We start from the raw sequence: 12,334 nt of genomic DNA, 5'->3' as shown, positions 1-12,334 counted from the left end.
CAGCTTATTCTCAGCATAAATAAAGGGGTTTAAAAAATACTCCCCGGGAGTATTTTTCATGCTTCCGACGATCTGTTGTGCTTAATTTTCCAAAAAAACCATTATTCAGGAGACAAAAATGAGCGACACACCTTGGATCAATTCTTACCCTGCGGGCGTACACTGGGATGCCGCATTAACACTGAGCAGCGTCCCGCAACTGCTGCATGATGCGGTTGCACGCTGGCCGGATTTACCGGCACTGGAATTCATGGGCAAGAAAACCAGCTACCGTGAATTGCAGGCACTGGTCGATCAGGCCACCAAAGGATTTCAGCAACTGGGCGTCAGACCCGGCGTACATGTAGGCTTATTTTTGCCGAACACGCCGCATTATGTGATCAGTTTTTTTGCGATTTTGCAGGCTGGTGGCACGGTTGTGAATTACTCGCCGCTCGACGCTGAAAAAGTGCTGGAACATAAAATTGAGGACAGCCATACCGATATGCTGGTCACGCTGGATATGAGCATGCTGTATCCGCAGATGGCGAAAATGCTGACACATACGCGCCTACAAAAACTCATCATCGGCAATATCGCTGAAATGACTCCGTATCCCGATGCGGTGCGCGCTAACCTTGAGAAGGCCGGACAGTTATGCGCGATTCCGCAGGATGCGCAACATGTGCTGTTCGCTGATGTGTTGGCGAATGATGGTCATTACACACCGGTGGCGGCGACTGATCCTACCGAGACGATTGCGGTTTTACAGTACACCGGCGGCACCACTGGGCTGGCCAAAGGCGCGATGCTGACGCATGCGAATCTGACTGCGGCCTGCAGCCAGATTGTTGAAACCACGCATACTGAGCCGCGCTTGTTAGAAGAGGGCAAAGAGCGTTTGCTGGCGGTGTTGCCGCTGTTTCATATTTATGCGCTAACAGTCGATATGCTGTTCGGTATCCGTCTTGGCGCAGAAATTGTGCTGCATACCCGCTTCGATGTGGAAGCCGTGGTCAAGGATCTCGCTGCGAAAAAGATTACGGTGTTTCCTGGTGTACCAACGATGTACACCGCCATCATTCATTACCCGCAGATCAAAGAGTTCGATCTGCGTTCGCTCAAGTTCTGCAATTCCGGCGGCGCACCTTTACCGGTGGAAGTATTGCAGCAGTTCCAGAGCATTACCGGCTGCACTTTGCTGGAAGGCTGGGGCATGACTGAGACCTCACCGACTGGCACTTTCACGCCGGTGTCCGGTTTACGTAAGCTGGGTTCCTGCGGTTTGCCGACACCGGGCATACGCTTTAAATTTGCCAGCATCGATGACCCGCGCACGTTTGTGGCGAGAGGTGAACGCGGTGAAATCTGCGTTGCCGGAGCGAACGTCATGAAAGGTTACTGGAATAAGCCTGACGCAACCCGCGATGCGTTTACCGCCGATGGCTATTTCCGTACCGGCGATGTTGGCTATATGGATGAAGATGGCTTTATCTACATCGTGGACCGCACCAAGGATATGATTTTATCGGGTGGCTACAATGTCTATCCGCGCAATATCGAGGAAGCGATTTACCAGCATCCGGCAGTGGCCGAAGTCAGTGTGATCGGTATTCCTGATGAATATCGTGGTCAGGCGGCGAAAGCGTTTATCAAACTCAAAGCGGGGCAGACGCCGTTTAGTTTTGAGGTGTTAAAAGAGTTTTTGAAAGACAAACTCGGCAAACATGAGATGCCGCAGGCCATGGAAATTCGCCCGGAATTACCGAAAACACCGGTCGGTAAATTATCGAAAAAAGAGCTCTACGATGAAGAGGCGAAGAAGCGGGTTGCCGCATAAAATTGCGATGTAAAACGATATAAAAAAAGGGAGCCATCGCTCCCTTTTTTACGTGCTCTGTCGCTTAGCGTTAGCCTTAGATTAAGGATTCGTACACAGGCAATGCGTCAGTGCTGTATAGCCTTTGCCGTCTTTATTGATGTCGGCGAGCCAGCTCAGTTCGGATGCCATTTGCATCGCTGCTGCCGGTGGTACGCCGGTCGGTACCAGCGCAACCTTGAATTGCTGTTGCAATACTTTGGCTGTTTGCGAACCAAGCAGATCGAAAATGCGGTCAACTTTCGACATTTCCGGTTCTACATAACTGACACGGAAATTATTGCCGAGTTTGGCACGATTCGCTGCCGATTTTAAGGCGTCGGAATAGCTGCCAACGGTATCGACCAGATTGCGTTCTTTTGCCTGCGCACCAGTCCAGACACGTCCCTGCGCGACAGCATCGATTTTCTCTGGTGTCGTTTTACGGGCGGCTGCGGCTTTACCGGTAAATTCCGAGTAAATATGATTGATACTGCTCTGTACCAGTTCACCGAACTTCGGATTCAGCGGACGCAAAGGATTAAAGCCGTCACCGAGCCAGGTGGTAGTAGTACCGCCGGTATGCACGCCGAGTTTATCGATCGCTTTTTCTGCCGTCGGCAAAATCGCGAACACGCCGATAGAACCAGTGACCGTCGCTTCATCAGCAATCACTTCGTCGGCTGCCATGGAAATCCAGTAACCGCCGGATGCAGCAACGTTCCCCATAGAAACTACGACAGGCTTACCAGCCTTGCGTGTCAGCTCCAGTTCACGACGGATTAATTCGGAACCGAAAGCACTGCCGCCAGGCGAATCAACACGCAAAACAATTGCTTTGATGCTGTCGTCTTCCCGCGCTTTGCGGATCAGTTTTGATGTTGACAAGCCGCCGATAGATCCTGCCGTCGCATTTCCTTCGCTGATTTCACCGGAGGCCACCACAACGCCAACCGCGTTGCCGAATAACTGTGGTTTTTGGCGAGCGAGATAATCATCAAAGGCAATCTGACGGAAGGTTTTACCTTGTTCGTCTCTGGCGCCGTTTTTCAGCATCAGATCACGCAATTCATCGCGGGTTTTCAAACCATCGACAAGCTTCAGATTCAATGCCAGTTTTGCGCTGTCGTCGCCAGCGGTTTTCATTTGTTCCGGCAATTCATTGATGCCCTGCATGATGCTGCCGGCAGGCAGTTTGCGTGCTTTCTCTACATTGTCGGTATAGGTTTTCCACATCGCGTTGTAGAGGAAAGTATCGGCTTCCATCGCGGCTGGCGATGGCTCGTTCGCAATGTAAGGCTCAGCAAAGCTTTTGTAGGTGCCGACCTTGAGCAGATTCACTGTCACACCGACTTTATCGAGCGCATCGCGGTAGTAGTTACGATAGCGGCCAAAGCCGGTCATCATCACGGAACCCATAGGGTGGAGATAAACCTGATTCGCATGTGCTGCCAGAAAATACTGGCGCTGATCGAAACTAGAGCCCCATGCAATGACGGTCTTGCCGGACGCCTTGAAGCGATCGATCGCCGCTGCGACTTCGCGCAACATCGGCAAGCCAGCGCCACCCATATCGTCAAGCAGCAGGACGGCGCTGTGGATCTTGTCATCCTTGGCGGCGCTATCAAGCACACTCAGAATGTCACGCAATTGCGTACTCTTTTTAGCGTTACCCTGCGCTTCAGCGAGCAAAGCTTCACGGGCATTGCCGGAGTGTTGTTCAACCAGCGCGCCTTTGAAATCGAGAATCAGCGCGGTCTTATCTTCCAGCTTTTTGACCCCACCTGAAAATATGCCAATCAGCAGCGCGATAAAAAATACCAGCAGCAGTAAATTCAACAAAACCCGGCGGCTGAAATCCAGCGCGCGCCACAGATATCGGAAGCCCTGGCCTATCCAGCGAAATGGAGAGAAACTCATAGTAGTCCTTTGGTAGCGGAGTGATTATTCTGGCCAGACAGTTTGTAAGATCTGCGCCAGATGTGCACCTGCACGCACTAAGGCATCTTCTTTCATACTGACCATGGTTTTTTCGTATTCCAGCGGCAGGGCGATAGACCAGCTGTTGCCGCGCTGATTCGGGGTGCTTTTACTGAACTGCGTGCCCGCAAATAATTTTTTGGCGTCACTGACGGCATCATCTGCCCACAAGGCAGGTAATTGTTCCAGCGGTGCTTTTGCCACGTTCAGCGTGCGTGCTTTTTTGGTTAATGCTTCATTCATGCGGCCGCGTTTAAATTGTTGCGGCAAATCATCCCATAAAGAATGCAGATTGCCGCACGGGCACTGTAAAGCATTGCCGCCGACGGTATTGCTGCCGCGGTCGTACTCGCCTTCATCGGGATTGATGATCTTGCCTTCCGCATTCAGAAATACCGAACCGACATGCAGCGGTTGATGAATATCGCCGACATAGTGCGTCAGTAACGCCAGTGCTTCCTGCTTATCTTTGAATGCAAATGGCTTAGGTTGTGGTTTTCCCTGTAACACCAGCGCAGCGGCACGGATCGCATTCACGACATCATGATCGCTGGTGCCGACATAGCCGGTTTTGTAATGATCGTGCTGCAGAGCGACATCGGCATAGTGATATTGCTTATGGCAGTTTTCTTCGTCAAATGCCGGGTTGCAATTCGTATTGTTACGACGGACATAATCTGCCATCGCGGCGATACCAGCCGGATTTTCAAACGGTGCGCATTCTGGATAGCGCCCGGCAGATGTGTACGCATAATCCTTTTCAGGTGAAATACCTTTAACGCAGTCGCCCCAGACCGCCATTTTTTCCAGCGTGTTGTCACCGAGCAGAGCTTTGACCTGGGCACCGGCCTTGGTACCACTCAGTAATTGATCAGCGATTGCGCCGACTGTCTGGTGACCATCGGCACCCCAGGCAAAACTGAGTTGCGGCAGGCTGGTCGCGCATAACATCATGGCTGAAATGAATATCTTTTTCATAGAAGTTCAGATAGGGTTGGGAAAATAGCATCAATGGTAGTACACAAAGATGACGACGGTATAGCAAACTGCAAAAATTTTATTCAGATCACGGCTGCTGTTTGCTGCGTGAACTTTCTTTTTTCGTTTTTCCGTTGCGTCGTAAAAGCCGTTTCACCAATGAAGCGGTTAAAAAAATATTAAAATATCTACCAATGTTTGCATTGATGATTGACGCAAATCAGCCGCGCCCGATTCCACTGGCGCATCATCACAGGTGTACAGACAGTGGGCACCTTACGGTGTACGCAGTTGAAAAAATTGCTGTTCCTGGTTTTTGTAAAGAAAGCAGACACGCATGAAACAAGCTTGTTTATTTCTGGCGTCACGAATATCGCGGTCAGTGCTGCTGATCCTGACCCTGCTTTTGGCGACACCATTTGCCAGTGCAGCAGATGCGGTGCAAAAAACAGCAACGATCCGCTATCCTCTGGTCTCACCCAATGCCGACCCGCATGTGGACTATGTGTTAGAAATTCTCAGGCATGCTGTGAAGGCGAGTGGCCAGCCGTATCAGTTGCAGGCAAGTGAGGTCGCGATGCAGCAGGCCCGGGCAATTTATGAACTGACGTCGCCAAATGGGATCGTTGATATTCTGTGGACGATGAGCACGGATGAGAGGGAGGCGCAACTGATCCCTATCCGCATTCCTATCGACAAAGGTCTACTGGGATGGCGTCTGGCGCTGCTCAGATCTGCTGATGCAGAGATGTTTCGCGAAGTAAGAACGTTGAAAGATCTGAGTGCTTTCAGCGCCGGGCAGGAAATGGATTGGCCCGATGTCGCGATTCTGAGAAATAATGGTTTGCCAGTCAAAACATCTGCTTCCTATGACCCTTTATTTACGATGCTGAAGGCTGGACGTTTTGATTATTTTCCACGTGCAGTTTTTGAAATTCAGAATGAGCTTGATCTGCGACCTTCTCTTGACCTGGTGATCGATAAGCACATCGTTTTGTATTACCCCTCCGCATTGTATTTTTTTGTCAGTCCGCGCGAGCCAAAAATGGCTCAGGACATACAACGCGGGCTGGAGGAACTGATTAAAAATGGGACTTTTGAAAAAATTTTTCAACGAGCCAATCAGGATGCGATTAAAAATGCAAATTTGAAATCCCGTACGATCATCACCTTGCGTAATCCGTTTCTGAGCCCGGAAAAAATGCCCTTACATCGAACTGGCTTATGGTTCCGGCCATGAGTTCCTTACTGGCTGCCGCGGCTGTGCTGGTGTAAGTCTTGCAAATATAAGGCGAATCTGACCAGCGAAGCAGGCGCGTATTCGACTTCAATCCCAATACCAGCTAAACTTGCGTGTTTTTTTTCCATTTTTGCGGCATCTGCAATGACTACCAACCACGAATCCACAGACGACATCCCAGAATCCGCATCGACATCAGCGACGGACACAACGCAAGGCCATGCTGCGTCAAAAGATCTGATCAGCCGCGAAGTGAAGCGTCGTCGCACTTTCGGCATTATTTCCCATCCGGATGCGGGTAAAACGACGCTGACAGAAAAGCTGCTGATGTTTTCCGGCGCGATTCAGCTGGCCGGTACCGTCAAGGCGCGTAAGAGCGGTCGCCATGCGACTTCGGACTGGATGGAAATCGAAAAGCAACGTGGTATTTCGGTTGCTTCTTCCGTCATGCAGTTTGAATACCGCGATCACGTTGTGAATCTGCTCGATACGCCGGGTCACCAGGATTTTTCTGAAGATACCTATCGCGTGTTGACGGCAGTGGATTCTGCGCTGATGGTGATTGATGCGGCGAAAGGTGTGGAAGAGCAAACGATCAAACTGCTGAACGTTTGCCGTATGCGCAATACGCCGATTATCAGTTTCGTCAACAAAATGGACCGCGAAACCCGTGATCCGCTGGAGTTGCTCGATGAGCTGGAATCCGTTTTAAAGATTCAGTGTTCGCCGGTCACCTGGCCTATCGGCATGGGGAAAACCTTCCGCGGTGTGTACCATATTCTGCGTGATGAAATTTTGTTGTTCACACCAGGCAGCGAACGTGCCGATCAGGAATTTGAAGTCATCAAAGGCATCGATAATCCGCGCCTCGCGGAAATGTTCCCGCTGGAAATCGAACAACTGAAAATGGAAGTGGAACTGGTGCATGGCGCATCGCATCCGTTCAGTCTGGAGGATTTCCTGGCCGGTGTGCAAACGCCGGTGTTCTTTGGTTCCGCGATCAACAACTTCGGTGTGCGTGAAATTCTGAATGCCTTGCTGGACTGGGCTCCGCCACCGCGTGAACGCGATGCGACCGTGCGTTCTGTTGAGCCGACAGAACAGGCATTTTCCGGTTTTGTGTTCAAGATTCAGGCGAATATGGATCCGGCCCACCGTGACCGTATTGCATTTTTACGCGTCTGCTCAGGCCGCTTTGAGCGCGGCATGAAGCTCAAGCATTTACGCCTGAACCGCGAGATAAAAGTGTCGTCGGTCGTTACTTTCATGGCGTCCTCGCGTGAACAGGTCGAAGAGGCGTATGCGGGCGATATTATTGGTTTGCCGAATCACGGCAATATGCAGATCGGTGACAGTTTTTCGGAAGGCGAATTACTGCAATTCACCGGCATTCCTTATTTCGCACCGGATTTCTTCCGCACGGCGCGCATTCTGAATCCGCTGAAAATCAAGCAATTGCAAAAAGGTTTGCAGCAACTTGGCGAAGAAGGCGCGGTACAGGTATTCAAGCCCGTGGTCAGCAGTGATCTGGTGCTCGGTGCGGTCGGTGTACTGCAGTTTGAGGTCGTTGCCAGCCGCCTTAAAAATGAATACGGCGTGGATGCAGTGTTTGAAGGCACCAGCATCAGCAGCGCGCGCTGGATTACGTGTGACGATAAGAAAATGCTGGCCGATTTTGAACGTTCATCTGCCGGTGCGAATATCGCATTTGATGCGGCGGGAAACATGGCGTATCTGGCGACATCCGGCGTGAATCTGAAACTCACACAAGAACGCTGGCCCGGCGTCACGTTCCACGCGACCCGCGAACATGCGGCGAAGCTGGGATAAAGCGACGGCTTACTAGCTTGTGAGTAGATAAAAATTCGATACAGATACAACCGGGGTAGATAGTAAAGACCCAGTCCTGATGCGGCTTACAAAGGTTTTTTCCTTTGCAAGCCGCTTTGTTATTGAGACTGAGAACGAGAGTTGAAACCGCGTTTTTATTTGCTACTATTCCACCTGCATATCGCAAATGGTATGCCTGCAGCAGCGCATGCTGCGGACGACTCTTTAGAAATATCGAATTGACTTCCGTTTTTTGATTCACCGTCAGGGAGATTCATCATGGCATTATTCTTTATTGAAGCAGTCAGGTTTGATGACAGTGGCAAGCGTATTGAAAAAGTACGCTGGGGACGAAGTAAAGGCGGGCAGGTGATGCCACCAGCGATCGTGGATGATCCACAGGAGGTTGATGTCGGTGTGGTCTGGGATACCATCGCCAACGGCGATGAGGTGGTGACGAAATTCCATGGTGATCATGGCATCGTGCTGGGCGAAAAAGTGACCGGCGTGCTGTACGAAGATGGTATGCGCGGGCTGTGTGGTGACGCAAATGGCAATGATGGCATCCGTTTGCAGGATTTGCCATCTTTTTAAGCATAACAATAAGCATGACAATAAGCATGACAATTTTACGTTTCGATTCTGAAAAATAAAATTGTCTGGATCGCCTAACTCGTCTAATGTTTTTCAGCGCTTTGCTCTGCAAAAGATGCAGTACCAGATGTCATCTGATGCAGGGCAAAGGCAGTTGTTTGCTGATGGCGCGGCTATTATTTTTACGTATTTTTTTTGCCTGTATCGTTCAGACTTAGCTGCGACGTCTTAGCCACAACCATATGCCACTGAGCATAAACAGCAGCGGCATTATCCCCGTCAGACTGATAAAAATTCTTCCCGCAATGCCAAATGCTTCTCCTGTGTGCAAGGGGAAAAACCAGTTCAATACTAAGTTCCCACCTTGTAGTCGCTTCGGATCTGTGATCTGCAATATGCTGGCGTCGTGCATGTCGATAGCGATGCGGGTAGATCCTGCCCCTTTTCTGACTTCGTTGGGTTGACGCATCCGCACTTCCAGCACGTTTCCGGATTTTGCCGGAAACGCCAGGCGGGTTAATTTTCCTTCGGGGAATTGTTGTTGCGCGACCGATAAAATTTGATGAAGGGGTAATAATCGGGTTTCTGCCGATGTCTGTTCAGGTTTTTTGGCTTGCGTCGAGAGTGGCATGATCTGCGCGATCAGCGGCGTTATCCATTGAGGGAAGTTAAAGTAGATTCCCGTTATTGCAAGAGTAAGAAACACTGGTGCAAAGTAAAACCCTGCCGCCCGGTGCAGGCGGAAATTTAATGCACGCCAACTGACGAATTTACCTGTGGTTAATGCTTGTCGCAGCGCTTGCCAGCGTGCTTTGGGCCACCAGAGCAGAATGCCTGATAAGCACAGCATAACGATGATGATGGCCGCGATCGATAAAATGAATTTCCCGGTTTCCCCTGCCAGCAAATAATGATGCAAATGAAAAATTGTTGGCATGATTTGCTCACGGCTGATACCGCTCCTGCCCCAATAGCGCTCACCCAGAATGGCGCCGGTATCAGGATTGAGCATTAGTTGACGCGATACTCCTTTTTCTTTGTCGGCGCTTAATTTATACCAGACCACGATCGCATGCTGGTTATCTTCCGGTAATTCGATACGACTCGGTGCCGATGTTTGTGTTTCCGAAAGTTTTTCCAGCAAACGTTGCAGGTCTTCTGGACGTTGGGCGAGTGGTGCTTTCTGAGCGTTTACAGGCACAGTCAGTAAGTCGGGGTTGAGCCACTGATCAATTTCATGTCGCCAGCTGAGTACACTACCGGTTAATCCCAACAGCACAAAGAAGAGGCCGGCCGTCAGTGCAAAACATAAGTGCAGACGCCGGAAAATTTTTTTATACGACATGGCTATGTAAATAAAAAAGCACCGCAAGCGAGCGGTGCATTTGATTGGGGGAGCATTTCACCTGAGCGCTTGTTAAAAGCGGTAGCGTGTCGTCATATACAGACCCCGGCTTTCACCCGGCATATTGTAGTCATTCGCACCGCTGTGAGCGGCGACAAAATAACGACGATTGAACAGATTACGCAGGCTGACATTGAATTCCAGTTTTCCGGTCTGATAACCGGTGGCCAGGTTAATTACAGTGTAGCCAGGCAAGGTAACGAGATTATCCGGCGACGCATAACGTGCTGATTCTGCACGTCCTCCGCCGGCAACATACCATGCCGGATTGATTTTATATTTCAGCCACAGGTTGGCGCTGTGTTTTGGCGTCAGTGCTGAGGTGTTGCCTTTAAATGGCGTACCGGCACTGGTGAGTTCTGTGGATTCCAGAATCTCGCCGCGCATGTAGGCGTAACCTGCGAGTATGTCCCAGCCTTTGGCGATTTCGCCTGTGTACTGCACTTCTACACCTTTCGTGCCTTGTTTGCCGATTGGTAGCGAAGCATTTTTATTCAGCGGATCTTGTACCTGAACGTTATTCTGGCGCATGTCGAACACGGCGAGCGTCAGGCTGGCTTTGGCATCGATGTCGAGCTTTAAGCCGACCTCGTTATTCGTGGTTTTCGTTGGCTCCAGCTTGTCGGTGTTGGTACGTATCGTAAAGGTGTCGGCCAGTGGCTGGAACGAGGTGCTATTGCTGGCGTAAAAACTTAATGCGTCAGTTGCGTGATAAACAAAACCAAGCCGGGGCGCGAAGTTATTGTCCTGACGTGATTGATCCAGATTTTTTGAGGTGCGGTCATCACGGTTCTGGCGCAAACTGTCGTAGCGCAGACCTGCCAGAATTTTCCATTGTGGCGTCAGACTGATTAAATCCTGCACATACGCCGCAGCAAATTCATAGCGGTTCAATGTATTGGTTCCCGGGGCCAGTGTCGTCGGCATCGCCGCTAAATTAACTCTGACTGGCTGGAATAAATTGTAGGTCGCGACGTTATTTCGGTTCCAGAGAATTTCTTCTTTATCCTGTGTACCTAATTCCACGCCGTACATCAGCTGATGGCGTGTGTCACCCCATTGTGTTTTCTGGGATAACTCCGTTTGCCAGTAAGTGCCGTTCTCGTTACGTAAGCGCTTGGATTGGCCGATTGATACCGTCGGTGTTGTGCCGTCTTTGATGTCACCGATACCGGTGTAATTTCGGTCAAGTTTGAAATCATAAGAGCGGATCGCGCTGTGTAACGAGAGACTCTCATTAATTTTATGGTCGAGGGTAATCGTGCCGCTGATGACATCAGACTGCACATAACCAACATCACTCGCATTGGCGGCACCATAGAATGTATTGACAGGCACATCAACAGGACGGCCACGGTAGGATGGCAAACCCTGATCTGCGATGCGCTTGTCCTTCAGATAGTCGGCTTGCGCCGTGATGCGTGTTGCCGGATTCAACTGCCAGGTTACAGAAGGTGCAATAGCCTGACGCTTGAGTGAAAACTGATCACGGAAATTACTGCTGTCTTCCAGAGCACCGTTAATACGGAAATTCAGTTGTTCACCGGCAGCGCCCACATCAAAGCTCGTACGCTTCTGACCTTGCGAACTCAGACTCAGCGCAACCTCCGATTCCGGATGCGCTTGCGGCTTTTTGGTGATGCGATTGATCAGTCCACCAGCTGAACCTCGGCCATACAAAACCGATGCGGGGCCTTTCAGCACTTCGATGCGTTCAATATTTGATAAGTCGCGGAAGTACATCGCGTCATCGCGGATACCGTCGATGTACTGATCGTAAATGGCGGTAAAGCCGCGAATGGCGACCTGATCACGCTGCCCATCGCCAACGCTGAAGCTGAGACCCACCACATTTTGCAAGGCGTCCTGAACCGAGCTGGCATTTTGTTCGCGCATCACGATGTCCGGCACGACGTTAACAATTTGTGGAATATTCCGCAGTGCGATTTTTTGCTTGGTCGCGCTGCTGGCTTCAGTCACATCGTATTGATCCGTTTTTTCGGCTTTTACTTTTACCTGAATTTCCGGCAGCTGATCGTCTGCGTGCGCATAGCCTGAAAATAGCCCGCCAGCCAGAATGCCGGCAATCGTTTTTAATTGAAAGTTCTTCATATCGGAATTGAGAGAGATCGTCGTTACACAGTTGCTTCTTCTTACATGGCGCTGGCGAATAAACGCGATGTAGCAGGCATCGACCTGAAGGGGAAATCAGCAAGAGCAAGTGCTTTTTATATTAACGCAAATGAGAATGATTCGCAATAATTATAAATTGTGTGTTGTGGTGCGCGTTGTTTTATTGATTCAGGCACAGAATTGTTGGTCGCGAAAAATTCTTACGTAGGATGGGAGTGATTTTTACGCGCTTGCCAGTGTGTGTATCTCATTTTTTTAAACACTTTTTTGTGTATTTTTTCTCTGACTTTTATCCCGTTTTTGTTGCTTTCAAACTACTGAACATTTTTGCATATAC

9 protein-coding genes are annotated in these 12,334 nt (G+C 50.1%); 5 read left to right on the top strand and 4 right to left on the bottom strand.

Annotation, left to right across the window (positions count from 1 at the left end):
• The first annotated feature begins 118 nt into the window (after positions 1-118).
• Entirely contained in the window at positions 119-1,819 is a 1,701-nt protein-coding gene (locus KDM87_RS09665; protein WP_212678883.1) for a long-chain-fatty-acid--CoA ligase, read from the top strand.
• A gap of 81 nt (positions 1,820-1,900) precedes the next feature.
• On the opposite strand, the gene sppA is transcribed toward KDM87_RS09665, so the two are convergent.
• Together sppA and KDM87_RS09655 are read right to left on the bottom strand one after the other, a co-directional pair.
• The gene (gene sppA / locus KDM87_RS09660) at positions 1,901-3,757 is read right to left on the bottom strand and encodes a signal peptide peptidase SppA (protein WP_212678882.1); all 1,857 of its coding nucleotides are present in this window, start codon (positions 3,755-3,757) and stop codon (positions 1,901-1,903) included.
• A gap of 24 nt (positions 3,758-3,781) precedes the next feature.
• Positions 3,782-4,795 carry a S1/P1 nuclease gene (locus tag KDM87_RS09655; protein ID WP_212678881.1) on the bottom strand — a complete coding sequence of 338 codons (1,014 nt, stop codon included), beginning with the start codon at positions 4,793-4,795 and terminating at the stop codon, positions 3,782-3,784.
• Between the two features lie 101 nt (positions 4,796-4,896).
• Here KDM87_RS09655 and KDM87_RS09650 point away from each other — a divergent pair, with 101 nt between their 5' ends.
• The 4 genes from KDM87_RS09650 to KDM87_RS09635 all read left to right on the top strand — a co-directional run bounded on the left by KDM87_RS09650 (position 4,897) and on the right by KDM87_RS09635 (position 8,459).
• A complete protein-coding gene (locus tag KDM87_RS09650; protein ID WP_212678880.1) occupies positions 4,897-5,136 on the top strand; it encodes a hypothetical protein in 240 nt (79 codons plus the stop codon).
• Positions 5,133-6,035 carry a substrate-binding periplasmic protein gene (locus tag KDM87_RS09645; protein ID WP_212678879.1) on the top strand — a complete coding sequence of 301 codons (903 nt, stop codon included), beginning with the start codon at positions 5,133-5,135 and terminating at the stop codon, positions 6,033-6,035. The genes KDM87_RS09650 and KDM87_RS09645 overlap by 4 nt, the downstream gene beginning before the upstream one ends.
• 144 nt (positions 6,036-6,179) lie before the next feature.
• Entirely contained in the window at positions 6,180-7,865 is a 1,686-nt protein-coding gene (locus tag KDM87_RS09640) for a peptide chain release factor 3 (RefSeq protein ID WP_212678878.1), read from the top strand.
• A gap of 279 nt (positions 7,866-8,144) precedes the next feature.
• Positions 8,145-8,459 carry a hypothetical protein gene (locus tag KDM87_RS09635; protein WP_212678877.1) on the top strand — a complete coding sequence of 105 codons (315 nt, stop codon included), beginning with the start codon at positions 8,145-8,147 and terminating at the stop codon, positions 8,457-8,459.
• Between the two features lie 214 nt (positions 8,460-8,673).
• Here KDM87_RS09635 and KDM87_RS09630 read toward each other — a convergent pair whose 3' ends face one another.
• Together KDM87_RS09630 and KDM87_RS09625 are read right to left on the bottom strand one after the other, a co-directional pair.
• Complete coding sequence (locus KDM87_RS09630) at positions 8,674-9,804, bottom strand: PepSY-associated TM helix domain-containing protein (RefSeq protein ID WP_212678876.1); 1,131 nt, start codon at positions 9,802-9,804, stop codon at positions 8,674-8,676.
• A 72-nt stretch (positions 9,805-9,876) separates the two neighbouring features.
• The gene (locus KDM87_RS09625) at positions 9,877-11,976 is read right to left on the bottom strand and encodes a TonB-dependent receptor (RefSeq protein WP_212678875.1); all 2,100 of its coding nucleotides are present in this window, start codon (positions 11,974-11,976) and stop codon (positions 9,877-9,879) included.
• Positions 11,977-12,334: the final 358 nt, after the last annotated feature.

It is taken from the genome of Cognatundibacterium rivi, from assembly GCF_018139565.1.
In the GTDB taxonomy this organism is placed as follows: Bacteria; Pseudomonadota; Gammaproteobacteria; order Burkholderiales; family Burkholderiaceae_D; genus Undibacterium; species Undibacterium rivi.
The sequence above is the reverse complement of the archived record's forward strand: the minus strand, read 5'-3'. Positions and strand labels throughout refer to the sequence as shown.

Bases quoted from the DNA above. Each gene is read 5' to 3' on its own strand.
- KDM87_RS09665 (WP_212678883.1), top strand. From the start codon at position 119: ATGAGCGACACACCTTGGATCAATTCTTACCCTGCGGGCGTACACTGG.
- sppA (WP_212678882.1), bottom strand. From the start codon at position 3,757: ATGAGTTTCTCTCCATTTCGCTGGATAGGCCAGGGCTTCCGATATCTG.
- KDM87_RS09655 (WP_212678881.1), bottom strand. From the start codon at position 4,795: ATGAAAAAGATATTCATTTCAGCCATGATGTTATGCGCGACCAGCCTG.
- KDM87_RS09645 (WP_212678879.1), top strand. From the start codon at position 5,133: ATGAAACAAGCTTGTTTATTTCTGGCGTCACGAATATCGCGGTCAGTG.
- KDM87_RS09640 (WP_212678878.1), top strand. From the start codon at position 6,180: ATGACTACCAACCACGAATCCACAGACGACATCCCAGAATCCGCATCG.
- KDM87_RS09635 (WP_212678877.1), top strand. From the start codon at position 8,145: ATGGCATTATTCTTTATTGAAGCAGTCAGGTTTGATGACAGTGGCAAG.
- KDM87_RS09630 (WP_212678876.1), bottom strand. From the start codon at position 9,804: ATGTCGTATAAAAAAATTTTCCGGCGTCTGCACTTATGTTTTGCACTG.
- KDM87_RS09625 (WP_212678875.1), bottom strand. From the start codon at position 11,976: ATGAAGAACTTTCAATTAAAAACGATTGCCGGCATTCTGGCTGGCGGG.